The organism is Streptomyces ochraceiscleroticus (assembly GCF_000720485.1).
Classification (GTDB): Bacteria; Actinomycetota; Actinomycetes; order Streptomycetales; family Streptomycetaceae; genus Streptomyces; species Streptomyces ochraceiscleroticus.
This window is the reverse complement of sequence record NZ_JOAX01000017.1, coordinates 134,498-159,145: the sequence shown is the minus strand read 5'-3', so window position 1 is coordinate 159,145 and position 24,648 is coordinate 134,498. Positions and strand designations below refer to the sequence as shown.

Here is a 24,648-nt window from a genome sequence, read left to right as displayed (position 1 = left end):
CAAGAACTCCGGCATCGGCCGGGAGAACCACAAGATGATGCTGGACCACTACCAGCAGACCAAGAACCTGCTGGTCAGCTACTCGGCGAAGAAGCTCGGATTCTTCTGAGCGGAATGACGGGGCGGCGCCCTCACGCCGCCCGGCACAGCGCCACCGCGCCGGCGCAGGAGCGGTGGTGACGAGGGGCCGGACACCCAGGTGTCCGGCCCCTTCGGTGCACGCGGGCCTCGTTCACGAGCCCCCGGTAACACTCCACGACACGAGCGTCATACCGCGGTGGCGGTGCGGCGGCAGATGGCGAGGAGATTGGCGGCCAGGGTGGCGGCCACGGCCAGGCCCATTCCCAGTACCGCACCGCCCACCCCGAGTCCCGGGGCCGCGAAGCCCAGCGCCAGCACGACGAGCGCACCGCCGGCCACCAGCAGTTCGTGCCCCACGGCGCCGGTACCGGTCAAGCGGTGCAGAACGCCCAGGGCAACCAGGACGATCACCACCGGCACGGCCACGGTCAGCGCCGCGCCCCGGGCCGACAGGTGTGCGTGGTGTTCCGCGGCACCCAGGGCCACTTCCAGTCCGGCACCCAGGGCAGCGATGGCCGCGAAGATCACGTAGTGGCCGTACCCCCAGGCGAGCGCGGTCTTCAGACAGGGCAGGGTGACCTCCGGGCCGGTGAAGTAGAGCCACCACAGGGAGAAGACCAGCAGCAGACCGCCGACGACGATCATCAACAGCCCGGCGGACAGGCCCCCCTCGCTCACGGCGGACCGGACGGCCGCCAAGGAGGCGAGAATGACCTCGCCGAGCACGATGATGGTGAACAGGCCGTAGCGTTCGGCGATGTGGCCGGGGTGCCAGCGCGTGGTGCGCCCCCGGAACTCCGCCCAGGCCGGCACGGCCAGCTCCGCGGCCACCAGCACCACGAACGTGACCCACGCCCATGACTCGGGTGTCCACAGCCGGGCGATCCACCCGGCCTGCACAACGATGATCCCCACGGCGTAGCGCACGGCCGCGCCCCGGCCCTGCGGATGCTCCGCCGCGGCCCGCAGCCACTGCGTGACCATCGCCACCCGCATGATCACATAGCCGACGACCACCACCGCGAAGTCGCCGTGCGTGAAGGCGGGCTTCACTCCTGCGGCCAGTACCAGCACCCCTGCCATCTGCAGCAGGGTCAGGAGCCGGTAGGGGACATCGTCCGTGTCGTAGGCGGAGGCGAACCAGGTGAAGTTCACCCACGCCCACCAGATCGCGAAAAACACCGCGGCGTACCCGGGCAGCGCCGCACCGGTGTGTCCCTCGGCCAGCGCGTGGTGCAGCTCGGCGGCGGCCTGCGAGATCGCGACCACGAACGTCAGGTCGAACAGCAGCTCCAGCGGCGTGGAGGCGCGGTGTTCCTCGTCCGGGTCACGCCCCCGCATCACCCGCCGCATCGGTCCACCACGCCACGTACTCTCGTCGCTCACGCGCTCTGCCTCTCCTCTTCCTGCTTCGGCTGCCGCTCGATGGCACTCCCACCCTTCCACCCGCTCGGGGACGTACGCATACGCGGCGCACCGCGTGCGAGCGAGGAGCGGCGATTACCGCGACAGGGCCTCCAGGTGCGCGAGCAGCACATCGCCGCATCGCTCCGGGGTGAGGAGCTCGGGGTGCAGGACAGCGCTGAGGCCGAGGCCGTCCAGGAGCGCCGTCAGCCGCTCGGTCTCGATCGTGAGGTCGAGACCGGGGCGCAGGGTGCCTGTGGCGTCGAGCCGGGTGAGGACGCGGCGCACCAGCTTTCTGGTGCCTTCGGCGGCCTGGCGCGTGAGGTCGCCGAAGGCCGGATCGGTGCGGGCGGCCGTGTTGAAGTCCAGGAAGACGGTGACCTCGGCGCGGCGGGTCTCGTCCAGGGGCAGCAGCTCGGCCAGGAGCCCGGCAGCGAGCCGGAGCCGCTCGGGGCGGGGGTGACGACCCAGATCCCCGATGCGCTCCACGTGTGCGAGCAGCCGGCCGCCGACCCGGTCGAGCATCGACTGCATCGCGAAGCGCATCAGCTCCTGCTGGCCGGCGAAGTAGTGGCGCAGGGAGCCGATATTGAGCTGGGCCTCGTCGGCGACGGCACGCAGCGAGGTGCGCTGCAGACCGTCGCGGACCGCGCGGCGGCGAACGCCGGGCCGTCTCCGGTGCGGGCGCGCAGGGCGGCGAGGCGGTCGCGGGCCGGGTCCGCCATGGCGGCCGCGTGCTCGCCGGGGGCGAAGCCGGGGGAGTCGTCCGAGCCGACCTGGCGGGTGCGGTGGCCGAGTGCCGAGTTGGACCAGCGGGTGAAGAGCCGGGCCACGTACGCGTCCAGATCGACGTCGTCGGGGACGGTGAGGCTCGGGAGGTACTCGTTCCACAGGACCGCGCGGTGGACTGCGGGATGGTGTCGCAGCCCGCGAGGGCGCCCAGGTAGGCGATGAGCGAGTGGGTGCCGTTGAGCAGCCGGACCTTGAGGAGCTCGTACGGTTCGACGTCGTCGGTGAACAGCGCGCCGCCCGCCTGTGGTCGGCAATATTGCACAAGCTTGTCAACGAGCTCGTCGATGGTCCCTCGTCCGGGGGGCATCGCCCGTCACTCTCTGCGCATAAGTGTCATGTGCGTTCCGGGTTGTTCTGTGTCGTTCCGGGGCGTTCCTGGTCGGACAAGGGACGACGGTTCTGGTCAAAGGGTGTGTGGACGTCTTGCGGCCTGCAAAGATGGAGCGTGGGCAGTGCGGGCCTCGTCGCTGAGTGTCGCCGGGTATCGCTGTGAGCATCGGGGGCAGATGGGCCGTGGCCGGCATCAACGAGACGTTGCGGGACCTGTTGAAGATCGACGGTGTCCTCGGGGCCTCTGTGGTCGACTACTACAGTCGGCTCCTGCTGGGCGCCATCGGCCACCCCGCCGGACCCGATCTGGAGAAGGCGGCGCTGGTGGACACCGATGTCGTACGGGCCAAGCTCGCCGCGCTCGAAACGCTCGGTTACACCCCCGACCGGATGGAAGACATACTGATCACGCTGGATGACGAGTACCACCTCATCCGCCCCCTCTCCCGCGGCGGGAACGACGGTATTTTCCTCTACGTGGTCATGAGCCGGGCCGATGCCGACCTGGCGGCCACCAGGCAGTGGCTTCGGGCGGCGGAGGAAGGATTCGACGTATGACCATCGACCGGCTGCTCGCCTTCGCGGCCATGTCCTTTCTGTTGATCGTGGTTCCGGGGCCCAGCGTGCTGTTCGTGATCGGGCGGGCGCTGGCGCAGGGGCGCCGTGCCGCGCTGACCACGGTCGTGGGGAACGCACTCGGGGCGTACGTGCTCGTGGTGGCCGTGGCGCTGGGAGTCGGGTCCCTCGTGGAGCGCTCGGCCCTGGTGTTCATGGCGCTGAAGCTCGTGGGTGCCGCGTACTTGGTGTACCTCGGCGTCAAGGCGGTGCGGCAGCGCGGGGCGTTGCAGGCCGCGTTCGCGGGTGACGCCCCGGCGCGCGGCGGCCTGCGGACGGTGTGGGAGGGATTCGCCGTCGGTGTGGCCAACCCCAAGACGATCGTCTTCTTCGCCGCCGTACTGCCGCAGTTCGTGGACCGCGAACAGGGGCACGTCACCGCTCAAATGCTGCTGCTCGGCCTGGTCTTCAACGTCATCGCGGTGGTCTCCGACAGCGTGTGGGGGATGGCCGCGGCCACCGCGCGGAGCTGGTTCGCCCGGTCGCCGCGGCGGCTCGCCGTGGTCGGCGGGGCCGGCGGACTCGCGATGATCGGCCTCGGTGTCACCGTCGCCGCGACGGGCCGCACGGATTAACGGGTGGGCGCGAAGGCGCCATTGGCAGTGAAGGCCAGTTTCGTGAAGCGTTCGCCGATGCGGCGGTGGGTGGCGGCGTCCGGGTGGAGCCGGTCGGGCAGCGGCAGTTCGGCGTGGTCGTACTCGCCGTAGAGCTCGCGGCCGTCGAGGTAGTGCAGGTTCGGGTCCTCGGCCGCGCGGGCGGCGGTGATCCGGGAGAGCTCCGCCCGGATGATGTTGAGCGTCAGGCGGGTGCGGTCCGCGGGGTCGCCCGTGGCCCGGAAACTCAGCTTCCCGGCACCGATGTCGCTGAAGTCCGGAGCGGCCGGCCCGGGGGTGTCCTCGTGGATCGGGCAGTAGATCGGCGAGACGACCAGCAGCGGTGTGGCCGGGTGGCCTTCGCGGATGGTGTCGAGGAAGCCATGGACGGCGGGGGCGAAGGCGCGCAGCCGCATCAGGTCGGCGTTGACCAGGTTGATGCCGATCTTGACGCTGATCAGGTCCGCGGGGGTGTCCCGCAGGGTACGGGCGGTGAACGGGTCGAGCAGAGCGCTGCCGCCGAAGCCCAGGTTGATCAGTTCCACGCCCGCGAGGGAGGCGGCGAGGGCGGGCCACGTGCTCGTGGGCCCGGCGGCGTCGGAGCCGTGGCTGATCGAACTGCCGTGGTGCAGCCACACCTTGCGGCCGCGGTCCGGTACGGGCTCGACGGGCGCGTCGGTGCGCAGGGCGACCAGTTCGGTGGTCTCGTTGTGCGGCAGCCAGATCTCGACGTCCTTGGCGCGGCCGGGCAGGCCGGTGAAGCGGAGGGTGCCCGCCGGACCGGGCCGGGTCTCGGCGGATCCGGTGGTCATGTCGATGGTCAGGGTGTTGCCGCCCGTGACGCTGCCCCGGTCGGCCGGGCGGCCGTCGACGAGCAGCTCGTACACGCCGTCCGGGCGGGGCGGGGCGCCCACGTAGTCCCGCTTGGTGGGCAACGCGTCCAGTTCGACGGCGGTGGCACGGGTGCGGAAGACCAGTCGCACGCCGGAGGGCTGGGACTCCGCCATGGCAAGCTGCCCGTCGGGGATCTGCTTGCGGGCCCAGGCGGGCAGCCGGTGCGGCAGCACCCCGTGCTCTGTGTGCTCCAGATCGAGGGCGCCGCGCAGCAGGTCCGCGGTGAGGGGCGTGGTGATCCAGGTGTGTGCGGTGTTGTGCTCGGTGTGCATGGTCTCAACCTGTAGGCGTGGTGGGGGTGTTCGGGGGCGCGGGCCAGTTCCGCAGCAGTGCGTCGAGGGCGTCCAGCGTCCGTGACCAGCTTTCCTGGCTGTCGGGGGCGCTGTGGCTGAAACCACCGCCCAGCTCCAGGCTGACGTAGCCGTGGAAGACACTGCCCAGCATCCGGACCGCGTGTGTCTGGTCGGGCTCCGTCAGGTCGTAGCCGCGCAGGATCGCCCGCGTCATCTGTGCGTGCCGCACGCCCGCGCTCGCGGCCGCCGTTTCCGGGTCGAGCCTGAGCTGGGCCGCGGCGTAGCGGCCGGGATGCTCCCGGGCGTAGTCGCGGTAGACGTTCGCGAAGGCGGTCAGCGCGTCCTTGCCGGCCCGCCCGGCGAGCGCAGCGGCGGCCCGGTCGGCCATTTCCTCCAGGGCGAGCAGGGCGATCCGGGTCTTGAGGTCCTGCGAGTTCTTCACGTGCGAGTACAGACTCGCGACCTTGACGTCGAACCGCCGGGCGAGCGCCGAGACGGTCACCTGGTCGAACCCGACCTCATCGGCCAGCTCCGCCCCCGCCCGGGTCAGCCGTTCCGTGGTCAGTCCTACGCGGCGCGTCATGCCGTCCTCCCGGTCGTCCGGAATCGATTATGCATTTGCCTAATGCTTTTAGGCAACTCGGTATCTCGATTAGGCGAGTATCGAGACAGTGGAGGCAGTGGCCGCCGGGGAAATTTCTCAGCCGCCCGTACAACCTTTCGATGCTCCGGATGATCTTCCCCGTCGAGTCAACCGACTCCTTCGCACCCTCGGGCCTGTGAGCAGCCAGTTCCGGGCCCCTTCTCCACCTGGAGAACACCATGCATAGACGTGCCACTGCCGCCGCCGTGAGCGGCGCTCTGGCCCTGACCGCTCTCGCGATTCCGGTCGCGCAGGCCGACGCCGGGCGGACGGGCGACGCCACCGTGGCCGCCCGGACCGCGCAGGAGAGCGCAGTGCAGCAGGCCGCATCGGCGAAGCAGAAGGCCGCGCCGGCCGGCCTGCGCGCCGCCGCCGACGACGGGTACGGCGACACGACGATCTCCAACGTCGTCGTCAACGGCGGCAAGGACGTGGTCCTGGGCACCACCAACACCAAAACGGTGACGGTCACCTTCACCGCGACCGACGCCTCGGGCATCGACTGGGCCGACGCCATCCTGTGGCACGGTGGCGCCACCTTCGACGACATGGACACCGGTGTCGTCGCGAACGAGGAAGAGGCCGACTGCACGGCGACGTCGGACACCGCCTCCAAGTGCACGCTGACGTACACGGTCGACCCGCTGTACCTGTCCAACACCGACGCCGGCACGTGGAAGGTGTGGGCGCTCGCGCAGGGCAACGACGCGGACTACGTCCAGCAGGACAACGTCAAGTCCTTCTCGGTGAAGCGCTACTCCAAGCTCACCACCAACGCCTCGCCCGAGCCGGTCCTCAAGGGCCGGACCCTCACCATCACCGGCTCGCTGACCCGCGCCAACTGGGACACCTCCAAGTACGCCGGCTACACCCAGCAGTCGGTGAAGCTCCAGTCGCGTCCCGCGAGCGGTGGCACGTACGCCACGCTCAAGACGTACACCTCGGGCAGCGGCTCGACCGCGGGCCAGGTGAAGACCACCCGTACCGCGAGCACGGACACCTGCTGGCGCTACAGCTTCGCCGGTACCTCCACCACCCCCGCCGTGACCTCCACCGGCGACTGCGTCGACGTGCGCTGACGCCCGGCACGCCCCCTTCCCCGCCGGGGCCCGGTCACCCGTGGGTGAGAAGGTCCTGGTGGGGGAGGGGGCGGTGGAGGGCGAGGAGGGCCTGGTCGTCCTGGGGGGCGCTGGCGCTGTGCCGGCTGACGTCGCGGGCCAGGAAGTCCAGGACGGCCGCCGGCTCCGCGGGATGGCCGGTCTGGCGCAGATAGTCGCGGAGCATGCCGGGGACCCGGTCGGCCGGGTCGTAGAAGGCGCCGGCGCGGTCGCGGGCCTCGGTCACGCCGTCCGTGAAGCACAGCAGCATCGCCCCGGGCGGGAAGGCGTACGTCTCCACCGGTGACGCCCAGCTCCCCAGCGAGGTGATGCCCAGCGGCGGCGCCTCCTCCGCCGGCTCCAGCACGCGCGCCCGGCCGTCCGCGTACAGCAGGAGCGGCGCCGGGTGCCCGCGATTGACGAGCTGCACCTGCTCCAGGTCGTCGCTGAACTGGACGATCAGAGCGGTGGTGAACCCCTCGGTATCGTCCGGGCCCTCCCGGCGCCGGCCCTCGCGCAGCAGCGCCTCCTCCATGACCTCCACCAGGTCGGGCAGGTCGGGCGAGTGGTCGGCGGCGTAGCGGAAGGCGCCGATGTCGACGCTGACGGCCGCGACGGCGGACAGGCCCTTGCCACGCACGTCGCCGACCATCGCGCGGACGCCGAACGGCGTGTCCTGCACCACGAAGAGGTCGCCACCGATCAGGGCCATGTCCTCGGCCGGCACGTACCGGGCCGCGATCCTCAGGTCACCCAGCCTGCTGGGCGGCCGGGGCAGCACGGCCCGCTGGGCCACCTCGGCGGCGTACCGCGCCCGGCTGGCGCTGGCGTGCTGCGAGCGCAGGGACCGGTCCAGGCCCACGGCCAGTGCGGTGACCGCCAGAAGAGTGACCTGGTTGGCGATGCCGGCCTGCCAGCCGAAGGAGCCGGCGGCGTACGCCAGGCCCGCGTGCGCCAGCATCGCGGCGAGGCCGACGGCGATGATGCCCACCGGCCGGAGGAGGGAGACCGCCGCCACCGGCGCGACGGCCAGCAGCGGCGCCGACGACACGGGTGAGGGCGTCAGCAGGTCCACCAGCACGGCGAGAACGATCACCGCCGCCGGAATCCAATGACGCGTCCGCGACCACACTGCCAACTCCCTCATCAGGCCATCTTGCCCGCCCACTACGCCGCAAGCAGCTCACGGCAAGCCGAAGGCCACCGAACGGTATCCCTCCGAGCGGCCACCGGCGGAATCTCTCAGGCGCGCCGGGGTGCTGCCGAGGCCATCGCCGTCAGGGTCCGGCGGCAGATCTTGCCCGTCGGGCCCAGCGGCATTTCCGGCAGCCGGAGGAGGAGTTCGGGGAGCTTGCGGCGTTCGAGGCCGCGCTCCCGCTCCAGGAAGGCGGTGAGGTCCGGCAGGGTCAGCGACGGGGCCGTACCGGGCAGCTCGCGGACGCACGCGCACAGGCGCTCGCCCAGATCGGGGTCCGGCACGGCCACGCAGACGGCCTCGGCGACGGCGGGATGGGCGCCCAGCTCCCGCTCCACCTCGGCCGGACTGATGTTGTATCCGCCGCGTACGACGATCTGCCGGAGCCGGCCGAGGACGTGCAGCCGGCCGTGCGCATCCAGCAGCCCAAGGTCGCCCGTGCGCACCCAGCCGCCGGCGGTGCGGTAGCGGGCGTCCAGCTCCGGGCTCGCGACATAGCAGAGCGGGGTCATCGGGCCGCGGGCACAGATCTCGCCCGGCTGCCCCGGGGGAAGCGGATCGCCGTGGCCGTCGGTGATGCGGATGGCGGCCACGGCGGGGTCGGGGCGGCCCGTGCCGGTCTCCGGGGTGAGGCCGGTCGCCGCGGTGTGGCAGTTCACGCCGTCGGAGGAGCCGTACACGGCGATGACCGGGCGCCCGAACCGCCGCCGGCAGGCGTCGGCGGTGGAGGCGGGGAGCGCGGCACCGCTGGAGACGACGGCCCGCAGGCCGGTGAGGTCCTCGCCCGGGAGCGGTGGGTGGTCGGCGAGGCGGCGCAGCATGGTCGGCACGCCGAAGACATGCGTGGGGCGGTACTCGCTGATCATGCGGAGGGCCGCCGCCGGGTCGAAGGAGTCCTGGACGAGGAGGGTGCCGCCGAGCGCCGCGACCGTGACGGGCGTGCCGCAGGAGCCGAAGGAGGAGGCGAGCGGGACGAGGACGAGGTGGCGCGGCGGAGTGCCGTCGGCGTGCAGGGCCCGGATGTACGCGGCCCGGCCGCCGGCCATCGCGTTGTGCGCGTAGGCAACCATCTTCGGCTCGGCCTCGGAGCCGGAGGAGACGAGGATACGGGCGGGGGAGTCGGGATCGGGGGTCGGCGGCGGGTCCGGGAAGGCGGGCGCGGGGACATCGAGCGGACGGGCGCCGGGCAGGCCGCCGGGGGCGAACACCGCGCGCAAACAAGCTAGTTGAGGAAGGAGAGCAACATCGTCGGGGGAGGAGAAGACGGCGCCGCGGGCCCGGGAGCGGGTCAGCAGGCTGACGGTGTCCCGGGTGCCGCGGCCGGGCGGGTAGGGGAGCGACACCGCACCCAGCGCGGCCACCGCCAGCTCCGCCGCAACCGCCTCGCGGCCGTTGGGCAGCCGGAGCGCGATGATGTCCCGCGCGCCCAGGCCCGCGGCGGCGAAGGCAGCGGCGATGCGCCGCACCCGGGCGGCGAGGGTGGCGTAGTCCACCGCGCCCGCCGCGTCGATGACCGCCTCCCGCCCCGGGTGCCGGCGGGCGTGCTCGGCGAAGAGCGAGTACAGGTCGCGGTCCGGGCAGTGGCCCCGGGCGGCCCAGGCGCGGCGGTCCCGCTCCGGTACGAGATCGTGGATCACCACTCCGTCGCGCGAGGTCCACACGGTCCTCGGCGTGGCAACTGCTGACTCCGCCGTCATGAGAACTCCCAGGGGGCGAGCGGATACGCGTGCTCCGCCGTCGCGATCGCCCCGCGGAAGGCCGGGGCGCGGGGCAGGTCGCGCAGGTCGGTGCAGACCGGCGTCGCGGTCAGGCCCGCCTCGTGCAGCCGGGGCGACCAGAAGCCCGTCGGGCGGAGGCGGAAGCGGAGGAGGGAAGCGGCGAGGTCCGCCGCGGCGCCGGGCCCCGTGATCCGCGCGACGCGCTCTGGGTGGGCGCGGGCTTCCGGGCCCAGCGCGAGATAGCCGTCCGCGGTCCGCACGGGACGGTCCAGCGGGGTCCACTCGACCCGCCGCCGGCGGCGCGGGATCACCGCGGCCGCGGAGAGCAGGGAGGAGTCGACGCGGCCGCCGTGACCGGTGCGGATGCGGGTGAGCAGCGCCGCCAGTACGCCTTGCGCCGACACCAGGCCGCCGAGGACGTCGGTGAGCGTCATCAGGGAGGGGACGGGGACCTCGTCGGCGGGTCGGAGCGCGGCGGCCAGGCCGCTGCGGGCCTGCACCAGGAAGTCGGTGCCGAGCGGCGGCGTCGGCCCGAGCGCGTCGCCCCAGCCCGAGGCCCCGGCGTACACCAGGCCCGGGCGGGCCCCGCGCAGGTCGTCGGCGTCCAGACGGAGCTGCGCGGCCTTGCCTGGCGCCCAGTTGTGCAGGAAGACATCGGCCTCGGAGACCAGTTCGTGGACCTCGCGCCGGCCGGCCTCGGTGGTGAGGTCGATCTCCGCCACGGTCTTGTCCACGTTGAGCGCGCTGAAGCGGGCCGAGCAGGTGCCCGCGATCGGCGGGATGCCGCGCATCGGATCGCCGCCCGGCGGCTCGATGCGCATGACATCGGCGCCGAGCATCCGGAGGACGTGCCCGGCGAGCGGGCCCTGTACCCGCCGGGTCGATTCGATGACCCGCAGGCCGCCGAGCGGTGCTCCCGTTGCGGGGGAAGGCCGCTCGGCGGCCCGCTCGGGGAACGGGGTCAGGGTCCACGGCCGGATGCCGATCGGCGGGAACGGGTCCTCGCGGACGGCCAGTACGCTGACGCCCGCCTCGCCGGCCGCGTGCCGCACGGCCCGGAACGGGGCGCGGGCCACCGCCTCGTGCAGGGACGCCGGCAGCGGGCAGCCGGCGGTGCCGAACCGCTGCTGGAAGGGGCGCCAGCCGCGCCCGACATCGGCGGGGGGTGCGCCGAGCCGCCGCCAGAAGTCCTGCCACTGCAGTGGATCCAGGGTCTCTAATTCGATGTGCACCCCGTCGGCCGTGAGCCAGGCGCACTCGCCGGGGGCGAGCGGCTCGGGCGGGTCGTCGTCGGCGGTCGCGGCGGCGAGGTACTGCGTGACGGAGAGCAGCGCGGCCTGGGCGACCGAGGTGCGGACCCGGTCCAGCGCCAGGCCCCGGGACCGGCCGATGAGGACGGCCAGGGCGCCCTGCGCGGCCAGCACTCCGGCCACCGCCGACGCGTAGTCGACGGCGAGCGGTGCGGGGCGGCCCGCCGCGCGGCCGTGCACGTGCATGATGCCGCAGGCCGCCTGGACGGCCCGCTCGTCGGGCAGCGGCAGGCCGACCGGCCCCGCCCAGTCGATCGCGTACGCGGGCCGGCCGGACTTGGGGGCGTCGGCGAGGTCCAGGGCGCGCGCCGCGACGCGCCCCGCGACCGCGGCCTCGACCGGCTGCGGCGGGGCGGTCACGAGCCGCCTCCCACCGCCGGACGGCGGCCCTGTGTCGAGTACAGGATGCTGGACGCCGCGCGGAAGGACGGGTCCCGCATCAGCGCGCGTACGTCTTCCAGGTCCCGCTCGGTCATGCCCTCGGCGATCAGCTTGTCCCGCAGGTGGTAGGTGTGGTGGAGCTGGAGCCGCAGCCCTGCCGAGGCGGCGTGCCGGGCCTCGATGAACGGCTGCGGATCGATGTCGACCAGCCCGGCGGCCCGCATCGCGGCCGGCACCCGCCGCCCCCAGTGCGGGTCGCCGCCGCCCGCCCGCATCGCGGCGGCCTTCGCCCGCAGGAACGCCGAGTACAGCTCGGCCGCGCGCGCGTCCGGGGCGAGCAGGGGCGGTTCGTAGGAGGTGTCGAACTCGTCGATCTGCAGCAGGCCGCCGGGCTTGAGGGCGCCTACCAGTTTGTCGAGCACGGCGCCCCGCGCCGGGAGGTGCTGCAGGACGAGGCGCGCCACGATGAGGTCGAAGGCCGCCTCGGGCAGCGGATCGGTCACCACGTCGTGCCGGACCACGGAGAGCCCCGGCATCTCGGGGATGTGGTGCGGTTTGACGTCGGTGGCGGTCACCTCACCGGTGGGCACGACGCGTGCGGCGAGCCAGCGCGCCACGCTCCCGCCGCCCGAACCGATCTCCAGGCACCGCCAGCCGTCCCCGACCCCTGTCGCGGCCAGCCGCGGGAGGGTTACGGGGTCGTACGCGGCGGCCAGGCAGCGGTGCTGCTCCTCGCTGTGCGCGCTGTCGTTGTCGAAGACGTAACCGGGGGTGTCGTACGTGTAGTCCGTGCTGTCCGTGTCGTTCAGGGTCTGGCGCAGTGTGCTCCCCGCCTCTCTGCAATGCATGAGCCGCTCGTTACTCACCGGGCGCCGGCTCTCAGGCCCACCGGCCCTCAAATCCACCGGCTCTCACGTCCACTGGCCGGAGCCGCAGGTGTCCGTACGGCCGGTGAGCTGCCGGAGCAGTGCCGTGCGGCGCACCTTGCCCGTGCCCGTACGGGGGACGTCGTCCCAGGTGAGGACGGTCGGCTCGCGCAGCGTCGGGAGGTCGCGCACCGCCTCCTGCCAGCGGTCCCGGTCCAGCGTGCCGTCCGCGGTGACCACGACGGGCAGCGGATCCTCGCCGGGACTGCCGAGCACGACGCACTCCAGGACCTGCGGCAGCCGCTCCTCCAGAACGTCCTCCGTTTCCAGGCAGCTCAGTTGCGGGGTGCGGTCGACCTCGCGGTCGAGCAGCCGGACGGTGCCGCCGCGGCTCCGGATGCCGATGTCGCCGGTGTGCCACCAGCCGCGGTGCTGCTTCGCCGCCCAACGGGCGTCCTCGCCGATGTACGCGAGGCCGCGCGCCGCCGTCCTGGCCAATACGAGTCCCTCGCGGCCGCGCGGCAGCGGCGCGAGCGTCTCGGGATCGACCACCTTCAGCCGGGTCTTGAGGGGGATGGGGCGGCCCAGATCGCGGGCGTCCTGCTGCCCGTCGTCCGCCGACACGGAGCGGCGGGTATGGAAGCGGAAGGTCAGCGGGCCGGTCTCGGTCTGGCCCCAGCCCTGCATCCACAGCGGGCCGCGGGCTGCGCTGGCCTGCAGATAGGCGCGGAGGACGGGCGGGTGCACCGCGTCGTACGTGCTGATGTACAGCCGTACGCGCCTGAAGGGGTTGTCCAGGCGGGCGGTCAGCGGCCGGAAGCGGACGTAGGACGCGGGGAGCGCCTCGACGACCGTCGGCGGGTGGGCGCGCAGCAGCGGGTCGGCGGCGTCCGGGTCCTGGCCGGTGACGATCGTGATCCGTCGCGGCGCGAGGCACAGCACGCTCGCGGTCCAGCAGAACGTCCGGCCGTGCGCGTACGAACTGGCGTTGAGCAGCGTGTCGTCGCGCCGCACGCCGATCTTCGGATACCGCACGGTCTCGAACCGGGCCAGCTTGCCGATGATCGTGCGGGTCGAGTGCACCACCAGCTTGGGGACGCCCGTGGTGCCCGAGGTGTGGTTGATCACCAGGGGTTCGTCGTCGTGCCGGCGGCGGGGGCCGGGCGCGGGGTTCCCCTGCAGGGCTTCGAAGGCGAGCGTGCCCGGTAACGCGCCGTCCAGCAGGACACAGGCGTCCGCCGCCCGCGACAGGTCGGCGCCTTCGCCGCGGGCCCGCTCCAGCACACCCGACGTGGTCACGAGCAGGGCGGGGCCGAGGCGTTCGAGCAGCAGCCGCAGCGTCTCTCCGGAGAGCTGCCCCGAAAGCTGCGCGGGGACGGCGCCGATCCGCACGGCGGCGCAGGCCAGCAGGTCGTAGTCCCAGTGGTTGTCCTTGACGATCGCCACCCGGTCCCCGGGGCGGGCCCCGGCGGCGGCCAGCCGGCCCGCCATGTCCTGGACGAGCGCGGCCAGTCCGGCGACGGAGTGTGCCGTACCGGCCTCCGGCGCGATGTCGAAGGGCCGGTCCAGCCGGAACTCCGTACCGTGGCCCCGCTCGGCGCACTCCTCGAACAGGGTCCCCATGTCACGCGGTTTCACGTGTCGTCTCCCGGTCGGTCGTGTCGTGGGGGCGGGGGCCGCGCAGCCGGCTGAGGACGCGCGAGGCGGCGAGCGCGCCCGAGCGCACGGCGCCCTCGGAGGACGGCCGCAGCATCACCCAGTCGCCGGCGTACTCCACGGGGCTCGTGGCGCGGGCCATGAAGGACGGGCGGCGGCGCAGCGCCGCGGGGGTGGCCTCGGGCAGACCGTGCGGGAAGGCGTGCACGAAGTTGCGCATACCGGTCTGCTCCAGGTCCGGTACATAGCGCCGGGCCGCCTTGGTGAGGCGCTCGATGACCTCCCGTTCCGGCGCGGCGAGCAGCTCGGGGATGGTCCGGGCGTGCGCCATGAGGGTCAGCAGGCCCTTGCCGGCGGGGGCCCGCGCCGGGTGCTTGACGTGGTCCGCGATGACACCGGACAGCACGCTGTCCTCCGCGTCCGGGGTGAGGAGGAGGTACAGCGGCTCGCCGCCGGCCCGCGGCCCGCGCGGCCGGTCCAGCAGGCAGCTCACCTTCAGCGTCGGCGTGAACGTGCACGCGGACAGGAAAGCGGCCTCGTCCACCGAGGGGTTGGCGTGCAGCCGGGCGGCCACGGGCGCCGGTACGCAGAGCACCGCCGCGCGCGCCGTGACGACGCCGCCGCCGATCCGCAGGCCCGCCGAATCCCGGTCGGCGACCACTTCGTGCACCTCGCTGCCGGTGACGACGTCGAGCCCGGCGGCGAGCCGACGGGCGAGAAGGTCCATGCCGCTCGCGTACGTGTGCCAGCTCGCCGGGCCGCCCGCGTCCAGCAGCAGGCTCAGCATCGGGGCCGCGGCGGAGCGCGCGGTGTCCCAGCCGAAGAAGCCGCCGGCGACCGGCTGCAGGAGATAGTCGTGGAGATCGGGGTGGTAGCGCCCGGCCAGCTCCTTGACGGTCGTCGTGCCCAGCGGCGTCCGCTCCGGGTGGTCGGCGTCGAACTCCGCGCGCTGCCGCGCGAGCCGGGCGAGGAAGCGGGCCAGGTCCAGGCGGGCGCGCGGGCCGAGCCCGGCGCCGGTGAGCAGCGCCGAGGGCTCCGCCACGCCCGGCCGGGCCCGCGTGCCGCGCCACATGCCCAGCCGGCCGCCGATCCGCGGCACGTCGCCCTCCGGTACGCCCAGCCGCTCGATCAGCTCCCAGGTGGCGCGGTAGCCGTGCCGGGGGAGCTGCTCGGCGCCCTCGTCGACGGTGTAGCCGTCGTGCCGGAAGCTGCGCATCCGGCCGCCGACGTGCCGCTGCTTCTCGTACACCCGGACGCTCAGCCCGGCGCGCTGCAGTTCGTGCGCGGTGGTCAGCCCGGCGATGCCCGCGCCGATCACGGCCACGTCCAGGTCCGGGCTCATCCGGCGGCCCCCGATCCCACGAGGAGGTTCGCCGCGACCAGCAGCGCCACGCTCAGGCGGTGCACCCTGAAGCCGGTCCGCCGGGCCCGCATGATGTCGCCGCGCACGAAGCCGGTGACGAACTGCTTCGTCCGCAGCGCCGTCGCGGGCAGCATCAGCAGCACGAACCACCACGGGGCGATGCCGGTGGCCGAGGCGACCGCGCCGAGCAGGAACTCCGCGGCCGACAGACAGCCGATGAACACCGCGTTGCCGCGCTCCGACACCAGCGCCGCCACGGTCGGCCGCCCGACGGCCCGGTCGCCCTCGACGTCATTGGTGTTGGAGTACACCCCGAACATCAGCGGCCCGAACCCGAACAGCACGCCCTGCACGAGCAGGAACCCGGAGAACCGGCCCTCGGCGAGACCGTACGGCGCGACGACCAGCACCACGCCCAGCGCGACCAGGAACGCCTCCTGGAAGCCGTGATAGCTGATCTTCAGGCCGTAGGAGTACTGGAGGGACACCACGAACAGGGCCCCGATCAGCACCAGCGCCCACGTCGGACGGTGCGGCGCGAGGGTCACGGCGGCGGCCCACAGGAGCGCGCCGATCAGCGCTGTCACCCAGGCGAAGCCGAGCGCCTCGCGCTCCGTCAGGGTGCCGGCCACCAGTGGCTTGCGCAGCTTGTTGCGCAGTGGGTTGTCCGGGCCGTAGTTCTGGGTGTCGCTGCCGTCGCGGAAGCCGGTCACGTCGTCCAGCGCGACCATCGCCATGATCACGAACACCTGGCCGAGCAGGAACACCACGAGCATCGTGGCGGTGGGCCGGTCGAACCGGGCGACGGGCAGCAGCACGGCGGCCAGTACCACCAGGATGCTGAGGTAGTAGTCGTAGACATCGAGCTTGCCCAGCCGGGCGAAGCTGCGGAGCCGGTGCTCCGCCCGCCCCGCGGCGGCCCGCGGCAGCCCGGCCGGAAGGTCGTGGTGCGCCATCTGCCTTGTCCTCCTTCAGAGTTGGTCGCTTGTCGCGCAGTCGCTCATTGCTGAGGTGCTCGCTGCTGGAGCGCTCGCCGGTCAGTCGTGCGCTGCTCAGTGGGCAGCGCACGCGCACACGGCGTCGGCGATGTACTCGACCTGCGCGTCGGTCAGATGCGGGTACACCGGCAGCGCCAGGGCCTGCCTGCCCGCCTCCTCGGCGTGCGGCCACCGCTCCCCGGGCGGCGCGAACACGGCGAACGCGGGCTGCAGCGGCAGCGGGAGCGGGTAGTACGCGTGGGACTCGATGCCGCGCTCCCGCAGCGCCCGCTCCAGCTCCTGCCGCCGCTCCGCGAGCACCGCGTAGACGTAGTAGCAGCGGCCGTCCCGGCCCGCGGGCGGCGGGACCACGCCCCGCTCCGCCAGCGGCGCGAACCGCTCGGTGTAGTACTCGGCGATGGCGGCCCGCCGCTCCAGCCGCCCCGCCAGCCCGCCGAAGCGGTGGATCTGGAACGCGGCCTGGATCTCGTCGAACCTGCTGTTCCGCCCGATGACGTGGTGCAGGAAGCGATGACGGCCGTCCTGCCCGTGGTTGCGCAGCATCCGCACCCGCTCCCCGAGGGCGGCGTCCCGGGTCACCACCACGCCGCCCTCGCCGGGCATCCCGAAGGACTTCACCTGCACGAACGAGAACACCCCGGCCTCGCCCCACAGCCCGGCCGGCGTGCCGCCCAGCACCGCGCCCTGCGCGACAGCGGAGTCCTCGACGAGCCGGACTCCACGGCGCCGCGCGAGGTCGGCGAACTGCGGCATGTCGGCCATGACGGAGAAGATGTGGGCCGGCATGACCGCCTTGGTGCGCTCGGTGATCCGCTTCTCCACCTCGGCGGGGTCGGCGACCATGGTGTGCGGCCGGATGTCGGCGAACACCGGCGTGGCGCCCAGGTGCACGACGGACGAGGCGAGCGGGGCACAGCCGAAGGCCGGTACCACCACCTCGTCGCCCGGACCCACGTCCAGCGCGGCGAGCACCAGGTCCAGCGCCGAGGTCCCGCTGCTGCAGGCGACCACGTCGGCCGCGCCGAGCGATTCCTTGAGCAACTGCTCGAACCTGCGGGTGTGTTCCCCGAGAATGAAGCGCTGCTCCGGCGCGAGACCGATGTCGCGGAGGAGGCCGAGCAGTACCGCGCGGTCGTCCTCGAACAGGTCCGGCGGGAAGAACGGAATACGTAGCGGTACGGTCATTCCGGCCTCCCGCGGTAGAACGCGCTGATCGCCTCGCAGACGCGGTCGAGCTGCCGCTCGGACAGGTCCGGATGGAAAGGCAGCGCCACCGCGCGCTCGCTCGCCGCCTCGGCAATCGGGAAGTCGCCCCGGGAATAGCCGATTTCCGCGAAGCAGGGCTGCAGATGCAGCGGGGTCGGGTAATAGACCTCGGTGCCGATGCCCTGCCGGGCGAGGTGGTCGACCAGTTCGTCCCGGCGCTCGACTTCGATCAGATAAACATAGAAGACGGCCGAGGAGTCCGGTCCGCGGTCGATCACTTCGGGCAGCCGCAGGACGCCGGGAATTTCCCTGAGCCGTTCTCCGTAGGCCGCGGCCAGCTCGCCGCGGCGGGCGATGCCGGCGTCCAGCCGGGTCAGTTTGGCCAGTAGCACCGCCGCCTGGATGTCGTCCATCTTGCTGTTCACACCGGGTAATGCGCTCCGCGTCGAGATCGTGGGGAAGTCGTCGACGGTGCGGCCGAGCCGGCCGTGGTGGCGCAGGCCGGAGACCAGCTCCGCCGTCCCGGGATCGTCGGTGAGCACCGCGCCGGCGTCGCCGAGCGCGCCGAGCGTCTTGCTGGGGAAGAACGACAGCACCCCGCCCGCGCCGTGCAGTCCGGCGTGCACACCGCGCTGCCGCATGCCGATCGCCTCCGCGCTGTCCTCCAGCAGCACCAGGCCGTGCCGGGCGGCCACGCCGGCCAGGCCCGCCATGTCGGCCATCTGATGGAAGAGATGCGCGGGCATGACGAAACGGCTCGTCGGCGAGACGGCGGCGGCGAGTGCCGCGGGGTCCATCGCGTACGTGACGGGGTCGATGTCGACGAACTGCGGACGGCCCCCGGCGAGCGCCACCGACGTGGCGGTGGCCGCGAAGGAGTACGCGGGCACCAGGACGCCGTCGCCGGGCCGGATGCCGCAGGCGCGCAGCAGCAGCACCAGTGCGTCCGTGCCGCTGTTCACCCCGATCACATGGCGCGCTCCCGTGTACGCGGCCAACGCGCTTTCCAGTTCCGCCACCTGACGGCCGTGTGAGAATTTCCCGTTGTCGAACACCTCGTTCACGCGGTCCTCGATCAATGGCCACAGTCGCGCGAAGCTCTCCGCCTGGGAGAAGAATGGGACTGTACGACAATGCACTTGAAAGGTCGTCGCGTCATCTTCGTCGGTCGTGCCGCGACGATCCATGCCGAGAGCTACCTCGACCACCCCCTGGTACACATTCGGCGGTTTCCCGCAGGGTGAGTAATCCCCCGTTCGCATCAATCGACACGTGCCCCCTGGCATATTCACACTTTGCGGTAAGTCCTCTTCATATTTCTTGACTCGTCTTATGGCGGCACGCAGCATTCGCTTGTCCGATGAACGGCGCGCACGCCGCGCACCGCTTTTTGGAGGAAGATGCTGCAGCCCCTCGTGATCGGGCTGGGCCGGTCCGGAGCCGGACTTCATGTGAAGGCTCTCGCGCGCCTGGCCGCCTTATCCGAAGACCCGCCCGTCACCGGCCGGTTGATCGCCTGCGACCCGCGCCCGCGGGCCGGCGACGGCCTCACCGGCGTGACGGTCACCCGCTCGCTCGCCGAAGCCGCCCGGCTCGTCGACCCGCCGGCCACCGTCGTCCACGTCTGCACCCCGCCCCGGGCGCGGGCGCCCGTCCTCGCCGAGCTCGCCCGGCTCGGCTTCCGCACGTTCCTCGTCGAAAAGCCGCTCGCGGCCGACCGCGCGGCCCTCGACGCCATCGACCGGCTCCGCCGGCAGTACGGCCTCGACCTCGTGGTCATGAGCCACTGGCTGGCCGCCGGCCTCACCCACCGCCTGCGCCGCCTGGTCGAGGAACGCCCGCACGGCGCGCTGCGCCACATCGCCTTCGCGCAGCACAAACCGCGCTTCCTCAAGTCCCTCGCCGAGGACGGCCATCCGACCGCCTTCGACGTGGAGATACCGCACTCCCTCGGCGTCGTCCTCGACCTCGCGGGCCCCGCCGACCTCGTCGACGCGCACTGGAGCGACCTGACGTGCGAAGGCGGCGTACGCCGCCGGCTGGGCGGCGCCCGGCTCACCCTCCGCCACCACTCCGGCGTACGGACCGAGATCGTCTCCGACCTCGCCTCACCCGTCCAACAGCGCAGCATCACCATGCGGTTCGAGCAGGCCACGGTGGTCGGCCACTACCCCCTGAGCGAGCAGGACGACCACGCACAGCTCGTCCTCCCGGACGACCCGCACCGCCCCCGCGTCTTCCGCGACGACGCGCTCACCGCGTTCATCCGGCAGACGTACGAGGACTTCGCGGCGGGCCGGCGGCACGACGCGACCCTGCCGTACGACGTGGTCCGCCTGCTGTGCGCGGCGAAGGACCACTGTCTCGCCGCCGAAGGCCCGACCACGGCTCCCGACGCCCCGACCACGGAGGAACCGCATGCCCGGTGAACGCCCTTTCCCGCAGCACCGACTGACCGGCATCGGCGACGAGGCGGCCCGCGGCCTGGAGGGGCAGCTCGACGCGGTCCGCCGGCTCGGCTGGACCGCGCTGGAGCTGCGCACCATCGACGGCGTGCCGCTCGCCGACCTCGACGCCGGCACGTTCCGTACCGTCGCTGCCCGGCTCCGCGACGCCGGCCTCGACGCGCTCTGTCTCGCCTCCCGCATCGGCAACTGGGCCCGCCCCATCACCCATCCGTTCGCCGACGACCTCGCCGAACTGGACACGCTGGCCGACCAGTGCGCGGCCCTGAACTGCCAGTACGTACGGATCATGTCGTACCCCGACGACGGGCTCCCCGAGACCGAATGGGCCGCGCGGGCCGTCGACCGCGTCGCCCGTCTCGCCGCCCGCGCGGAAGCGGCCGGCCTCACCCTCCTGCACGAGAACTGCGCGGGCTGGGCCGGCGACCGCGCCGACCGCATGCTGCGCCTGGTGCGCGAGGTCGACAGCCCCGCGCTGCGCCTCCTGTTCGATACGGGGAACGGCGTCCCGCACGGTTATGACGCGCTCGGCATCCTGGAACAGGTCCTGCCGCACGTCGCCCACGTCCACGTCAAGGACGCCGTACGGGCCCCGGACGGCACGGTGGCGTACACCCTCCCCGGCGACGGACAGGCGCGCGTCACCGACTGCCTGCGGCTGCTCCTGGAGTCCGGCTACACCGGCGCCTTCTCCCTCGAACCGCACCTCGCCGTCCGGCCCCACGAGGGCCTGCGCACCCAGGACGACGCGGTGGGGCTCTTCGTCCGCGCGGGGCGGCGCCTCGAAGAGGTACTGGCCGGCCTGGCACCGCACGCGACGACGCCCGCCGCATCGGCGGCGACGCCCACCGCATCGGCGACGAAGCCCGCCGCATCGGAAGGAGCCCGCGCATGACCGGCAGCCCCCTGCTCGTCCCCGCCGACCTGGACCTGCTCCAGCGGCTGCTGCGCACGCCCACGGTAGGCCCCCTGGAGACCGTCCCCGGCGACGAGCCCGCGCGGCTGTGGGAGGCCCAGCACGACTACGCGCGCGCCGCCGAGGAGATCGGCATGCGCGTCGTGCACCACGCGGCGCCGCCCGCCGCCTGCGCCGCCCGCCGGGACGTGCCCGCGGCAGTACGACGGGCCGCCGCCGACCCGGACTTCCTCGCGCTGCAGCCCAGCCTCGTCCTGCGGCTGGGGCCCGCGCGGCCGCCCGCCGGGACCGTGATGTGCAACGTCCACCTCGACACGGTCGCCGGGCAGCAGCCGGTCACGTTCGACGGGCGGCGTTTCACCGGGCGCGGCGCCGCGGACGCCAAGGGCCCGGCGGTGGCCCTGCTGGCCGCGGTCCGGGCCGCGGCCGGGGCGGAGCCCTCCCTCGGCCGCGACACCGCCGTCCTCGTCCAGGCGGTCGCCGGCGAGGAGGGCGGCGCGATGGGCACGTACGGCACCCGGCCGCTGATCGAAGCCGGGTACTACGGCCGCCTCAACCTTTTCTGCGAGCCGACCGGGCTGCGCTACCTCCCGCGGGCCACCGCCTCGATGACCGCACGGATCACGGTCGACGGTGCGGGCGTGATCGACGACCGCCCGGACACCGGTCACAACGCCACGGTCCTCCTCGGCTTCCTCGCCCAGCACCTGGCGGCAACGCTGGACGGGGCGCTGCCGGACGGCCGGGTCTGCGTCGCCGGCCTGCACACCGGCGACCTGCACAACCGCGTCTACGGCCGAGGAACGCTGCTCCTCAACCTCTCGTACGCGCGCACCTCCGACGCCGCCGTACTGGAACGGGCGGTGACCGAGGCGCTCGACTCGGGTCTCCGTGCGTTCACTCAACACTTCGCGTCTACAAGGGAGTTCGCCCGCACGGCCGCTGACGCAACCCGCATCACCCGCCTGCAGTGGGACAAGCGCGGCCTGCCGTGTCTGGCCGACGCCGACCCCTGGGCCGAGGCCGTCCTCGCGGACGCGGGCGTGCCCCGATGGCCCGCCGACGAACCGGCGTTCACCTGCGACGCCCTCTGGATGGCCGGCCGTCCCGGCACCTTCACCGCGGTCCTCGGCCCCGGCACCCTCGACGGCAACCACGCCCACGCCGAAGGGGAGTTCGCGGACCTCGCCGATCTGGAGACGTTCGCCTCGGCGGTGGCCGCGGTGCTCACGACCTTCGCCCGGCGCACCGCCCGGCGAGCAGACCGAAACGCGGACCGGCAAGGGAGTTCCGTATGACCCACCCAGCCAAGGACCAGGCACCGCAGCAGCCGGTACTGGTCGAGCACGACGCCCTGTGCGCGGCCGTCACCGGCCTCTTCGCCTCCTACGGCATACCGCACCGGCGCGCCCGTACCGCCGCCACCGCCCTGTGCTACGGAGACCTCACCGGGCTCGACTCGCACGGAGTCTTCAACCTCGGGCGGCTCTACCTGCCCCTCCTGGAGAGCGGCCGGGCCGACCCCGCCGCCGAGCCACGGACCGTCACCGACCTCGGCGCCTGCGTGGTCCTCGACTCGCGCCGCGCGCTCGGCCTGTGGGCAGCGGCCGAGGCGATGGACCTCGCCGTGGAGCGGGCCCGGCTGTACGGCGTCGGCATGGTCTCGGCCCGCCGCGCGACCCACTTCGGCTGCGCCGGATTCCACACCGCACGCGCCGCCGAGCAGGGCATGATCGGCATGCTCGCCAGCAACTGCGGCGGCCAGCGCATCGCCCGCCCGCCGGACGGCGCACTCGCCATGCTCGGCACGAACCCGCTGAGCGTCGCCGCGCCCGCGCTGGACGGCCGTCCCTTCGTCCTCGACATGAGCACCACGGTCGTCCCCACGGGCCGGATCCGTACGGCGGCGCGCCGCGGCGAGACCGTACCGGAAGGCTGGCTGGCGGACCCGGCGGGCAATCCACAGACCGACCCCGCCGCCTTCGACCGCGGCGAGGCGCATCTGCGCTGGCTCGGCGGCGACCCGGCCACCGGCGCGTACAAGGGCTTCGGCCTCGGACTCGTCGTCGAGCTGCTCGCCGCCCTGCTGCCGGGCGCGGCCGTCGGACCGGCCCCGGAGGCGCTGCGGGGCGACGGCCGGCCGCACGGCCGCGACGACGACATCGGCTTCTTCGCCCTCGCCGTCGCGCCGGAGAAACTCCGTCCCGACGGGGACTTCCCCGGCGCCGCACGGGCCCTGTTCGGCACGCTGCTGGCCTGCCCGCCCGTGCAGGAGAGCCGCCCCGTGCGCTATCCGGGCTGGTGGGAGGCGGAACGGGCGGAGACGCACCGCCGCGAAGGCATTCCCCTGCCGGCCCACCTCCACGAGGAACTCACCGCCCTCGGCGTGCTCGCCCCGGAGAAGGGAGCGGTGCGATGACGCCCCGCCGCATCGGCGTCATCGGGCTCGGCGCCATCTCGCGGTACTACCTCGCCGCGATCGACCGGCTGCCCGGCTGGACCCTGGCGGCCGTGTGCGACCCACGGGAGGCGGCGCTGACCCCGCACCGCGGCCACGTCCCCTGCCACACCGGCCATCAGGCGCTCCTGGCGGAGCCCGGCCTGGACGCCGTGGTCGTCGCCGTACCGAACCACGCGCACGCCGCGATCTGCCGCGACGCCCTGCGCGCCGGCCTCCCGGTCTGCGTCGAGAAGCCGCTCGCCCTGCACGCCGGGGAAGGGCGCGAGCTGACCGCGCTGGCCCGTGCGCACGCGACGCCGCTCTTCACCGCCTTCCACCGCCGCTACAACGACGAGGTCCGCCGGCTCCAGCGCGACGTGGCCGCGGCGCGGGCCCCCATCGCCTCGCTCAAGGTCCGCTACCTCGAACGCATCGAGGAACACATAGGGGGCGACACCTGGTACCTCGATCCCGAGCGGTGCGGCGGCGGCTGCGTGGCCGACAACGGCCCCAACGCCTTCGACCTCGTACGGCAGTTCCTCGGCGACGTGGAGGTCAGCGAGGCGTCGATCACCCGCGACGCACAGGGCACCGATCGGCAGGCGGTCATCGGCCTGCGGGCAGCGGACGGGCGCACGGCCACGGTCGAACTGGACTGGTCCTACCCCGGCGAGGCCAAGGACATCGAGGTACGGCTGAGGGACGGCACCGTGCGGCACGCGGACATGCTGGCCCGGCACCCGGGCTTCAAGGCGTCGCTGTGGCACGAATACACCGGCATCCTCGACGACTTCGCCGCGGCCCGGCCGCCCGGAGCCGACGACACGGACGACGGCCTCGCCGCGCTGGAGCTGGTGGCGGCGAGCTACCGCACGGAACACGTCGTGACGACTGACAGGGGAGACCAGTGACCGGACGCATGTCCCGCGAGGGTGGTGCCTCGCACGAGGACGGCGCGAAGCGCTCCGTGCGCGGCGACCTCGTGAAGATCCTGCTGCACCGCCGGACGGACCGCGGCATGACGCTCGAACCGCACGCGAGCCGCTGCGTACGGCGCGGCGAGGTCCATGAACTGGTCACCACCGACCAGCGGGGGACCGGCCCGGGATCCCGTATCGACCGGGTCGGCTTCCTCGGCTTCGTGGAGCTGGCCTGCGCCGGGGTGATCGACCGCGGGGACGACGTCTGGATCGACGGCCTCTGCATCGGCACCGTCGTCGGCTTCGACGCCTGCCACTTCCCCAACCACTACAACATCCTTATCGGCACCGGCCGGCTCGTCACCGGCAGCGACCTGGAGCTGTGCCCCGAACTCCCGGTCGCCTTCACCCAGGCACCTTCCGCCGGCCACTGACTACTTACGGACGCGGCGCGGCCGGTGGCCCCCACGGG

The 24,648-nt window shown here is 73.1% G+C and carries 23 protein-coding genes and 1 pseudogene; 9 read left to right on the top strand and 15 right to left on the bottom strand.

The window, feature by feature from the left end:
- Positions 1-267 precede the first annotated feature (267 nt).
- The 4 genes and pseudogenes from IG84_RS0121860 to IG84_RS42335 all read right to left on the bottom strand — a co-directional run.
- Positions 268-1,422 carry a low temperature requirement protein A gene (locus IG84_RS0121860; protein WP_051862184.1) on the bottom strand — a complete coding sequence of 385 codons (1,155 nt, stop codon included), beginning with the start codon at positions 1,420-1,422 and terminating at the stop codon, positions 268-270.
- A gap of 159 nt (positions 1,423-1,581) precedes the next feature.
- Positions 1,582-2,031, bottom strand: coding sequence for a TetR family transcriptional regulator C-terminal domain-containing protein (locus IG84_RS0121855; protein ID WP_342668458.1), 450 nt, complete (start codon positions 2,029-2,031; stop codon positions 1,582-1,584).
- Positions 2,031-2,318, bottom strand: a complete 288-nt coding sequence (locus IG84_RS42340; protein ID WP_245659503.1) for a hypothetical protein — start codon at positions 2,316-2,318, stop codon at positions 2,031-2,033. Before IG84_RS42340 ends, IG84_RS0121855 begins: the two co-directional genes overlap by 1 nt.
- Before the next feature lie 122 nt (positions 2,319-2,440).
- Positions 2,441-2,584: pseudogene (locus IG84_RS42335) on the bottom strand (hypothetical protein); the annotation flags it as partial.
- A 206-nt stretch (positions 2,585-2,790) separates the two neighbouring features.
- On the opposite strand from IG84_RS42335, the gene IG84_RS0121850 reads away from it, so the two are divergent.
- Positions 2,791-3,165: a hypothetical protein gene (locus IG84_RS0121850; protein ID WP_031059762.1), complete on the top strand. Its 375-nt coding sequence runs from the start codon at positions 2,791-2,793 to the stop codon at positions 3,163-3,165.
- On the top strand, positions 3,162-3,797 hold the full coding sequence (locus tag IG84_RS0121845; protein WP_031059760.1) for a LysE family translocator: 636 nt from the start codon (positions 3,162-3,164) through the stop codon (positions 3,795-3,797). Before IG84_RS0121850 ends, IG84_RS0121845 begins: the two co-directional genes overlap by 4 nt.
- Here the strand turns inward: IG84_RS0121845 and IG84_RS0121840 are convergent.
- Complete coding sequence (locus IG84_RS0121840) at positions 3,794-4,981, bottom strand: GDSL-type esterase/lipase family protein (protein WP_031059759.1); 1,188 nt, start codon at positions 4,979-4,981, stop codon at positions 3,794-3,796. The genes IG84_RS0121845 and IG84_RS0121840 overlap by 4 nt on opposite strands.
- Before the next feature lie 4 nt (positions 4,982-4,985).
- Entirely contained in the window at positions 4,986-5,585 is a 600-nt protein-coding gene (locus IG84_RS0121835) for a TetR/AcrR family transcriptional regulator (protein WP_031059757.1), read from the bottom strand.
- Between the two features lie 239 nt (positions 5,586-5,824).
- Between IG84_RS0121835 and IG84_RS0121830 the strand changes: the two genes are divergently transcribed.
- Positions 5,825-6,724, top strand: coding sequence for a DUF5707 domain-containing protein (locus IG84_RS0121830; protein WP_031059754.1), 900 nt, complete (start codon positions 5,825-5,827; stop codon positions 6,722-6,724).
- Between the two features lie 34 nt (positions 6,725-6,758).
- Here the strand turns inward: IG84_RS0121830 and IG84_RS0121825 are convergent, their stop codons facing one another.
- The 9 genes from IG84_RS0121825 to IG84_RS0121785 all read right to left on the bottom strand — a co-directional run bounded on the left by IG84_RS0121825 (position 6,759) and on the right by IG84_RS0121785 (position 18,622).
- On the bottom strand, positions 6,759-7,889 hold the full coding sequence (locus tag IG84_RS0121825; RefSeq protein ID WP_051862170.1) for a PP2C family protein-serine/threonine phosphatase: 1,131 nt from the start codon (positions 7,887-7,889) through the stop codon (positions 6,759-6,761).
- Between the two features lie 95 nt (positions 7,890-7,984).
- Positions 7,985-9,634, bottom strand: a complete 1,650-nt coding sequence (locus tag IG84_RS0121820) for a class I adenylate-forming enzyme family protein (RefSeq protein WP_051862169.1) — start codon at positions 9,632-9,634, stop codon at positions 7,985-7,987.
- Positions 9,631-11,325: a CoA transferase gene (locus IG84_RS0121815; RefSeq protein WP_037800709.1), complete on the bottom strand. Its 1,695-nt coding sequence runs from the start codon at positions 11,323-11,325 to the stop codon at positions 9,631-9,633. The genes IG84_RS0121820 and IG84_RS0121815 overlap by 4 nt, the downstream gene beginning before the upstream one ends.
- Positions 11,322-12,194 carry a methyltransferase gene (locus tag IG84_RS0121810; protein ID WP_078649165.1) on the bottom strand — a complete coding sequence of 291 codons (873 nt, stop codon included), beginning with the start codon at positions 12,192-12,194 and terminating at the stop codon, positions 11,322-11,324. The genes IG84_RS0121815 and IG84_RS0121810 overlap by 4 nt, the downstream gene beginning before the upstream one ends.
- Positions 12,195-12,257: 63 nt before the next feature.
- Positions 12,258-13,850: a long-chain fatty acid--CoA ligase gene (locus IG84_RS0121805; protein ID WP_245659487.1), complete on the bottom strand. Its 1,593-nt coding sequence runs from the start codon at positions 13,848-13,850 to the stop codon at positions 12,258-12,260.
- Positions 13,837-15,210 carry a protoporphyrinogen/coproporphyrinogen oxidase gene (locus IG84_RS0121800; protein ID WP_031059735.1) on the bottom strand — a complete coding sequence of 458 codons (1,374 nt, stop codon included), beginning with the start codon at positions 15,208-15,210 and terminating at the stop codon, positions 13,837-13,839. The genes IG84_RS0121805 and IG84_RS0121800 overlap by 14 nt, the downstream gene beginning before the upstream one ends.
- Positions 15,207-16,187 (bottom strand): UbiA family prenyltransferase, encoded by a 981-nt coding sequence (locus IG84_RS0121795; RefSeq protein WP_051862166.1) that lies wholly within the window; start codon positions 16,185-16,187, stop codon positions 15,207-15,209. Before IG84_RS0121795 ends, IG84_RS0121800 begins: the two co-directional genes overlap by 4 nt.
- A 96-nt stretch (positions 16,188-16,283) precedes the next feature.
- Entirely contained in the window at positions 16,284-17,414 is a 1,131-nt protein-coding gene (locus IG84_RS0121790; RefSeq protein WP_031059729.1) for a DegT/DnrJ/EryC1/StrS family aminotransferase, read from the bottom strand.
- Entirely contained in the window at positions 17,411-18,622 is a 1,212-nt protein-coding gene (locus IG84_RS0121785; protein WP_078649183.1) for a DegT/DnrJ/EryC1/StrS family aminotransferase, read from the bottom strand. Before IG84_RS0121785 ends, IG84_RS0121790 begins: the two co-directional genes overlap by 4 nt.
- Before the next feature lie 213 nt (positions 18,623-18,835).
- On the opposite strand from IG84_RS0121785, the gene IG84_RS0121780 reads away from it, so the two are divergent.
- Genes IG84_RS0121780 through IG84_RS0121755 form a run of 6 tightly spaced genes read left to right on the top strand, consistent with a single transcriptional unit; the run spans position 18,836 to position 24,610 of the window.
- Entirely contained in the window at positions 18,836-19,864 is a 1,029-nt protein-coding gene (locus tag IG84_RS0121780) for a Gfo/Idh/MocA family oxidoreductase (protein ID WP_031059722.1), read from the top strand.
- A complete protein-coding gene (locus IG84_RS0121775) occupies positions 19,854-20,795 on the top strand; it encodes a sugar phosphate isomerase/epimerase family protein (protein ID WP_031059721.1) in 942 nt (313 codons plus the stop codon). The genes IG84_RS0121780 and IG84_RS0121775 overlap by 11 nt, the downstream gene beginning before the upstream one ends.
- Positions 20,792-22,114 (top strand): M20/M25/M40 family metallo-hydrolase, encoded by a 1,323-nt coding sequence (locus tag IG84_RS0121770; protein WP_051862162.1) that lies wholly within the window; start codon positions 20,792-20,794, stop codon positions 22,112-22,114. Before IG84_RS0121775 ends, IG84_RS0121770 begins: the two co-directional genes overlap by 4 nt.
- The gene (locus IG84_RS0121765; protein WP_037800707.1) at positions 22,111-23,235 is read left to right on the top strand and encodes an Ldh family oxidoreductase; all 1,125 of its coding nucleotides are present in this window, start codon (positions 22,111-22,113) and stop codon (positions 23,233-23,235) included. Before IG84_RS0121770 ends, IG84_RS0121765 begins: the two co-directional genes overlap by 4 nt.
- A complete protein-coding gene (locus IG84_RS0121760) occupies positions 23,232-24,167 on the top strand; it encodes a Gfo/Idh/MocA family protein (RefSeq protein WP_031059713.1) in 936 nt (311 codons plus the stop codon). Before IG84_RS0121765 ends, IG84_RS0121760 begins: the two co-directional genes overlap by 4 nt.
- Complete coding sequence (locus IG84_RS0121755; protein ID WP_342668457.1) at positions 24,164-24,610, top strand: DUF6917 domain-containing protein; 447 nt, start codon at positions 24,164-24,166, stop codon at positions 24,608-24,610. The genes IG84_RS0121760 and IG84_RS0121755 overlap by 4 nt, the downstream gene beginning before the upstream one ends.
- The last annotated feature ends 38 nt before the right edge of the window (positions 24,611-24,648 follow it).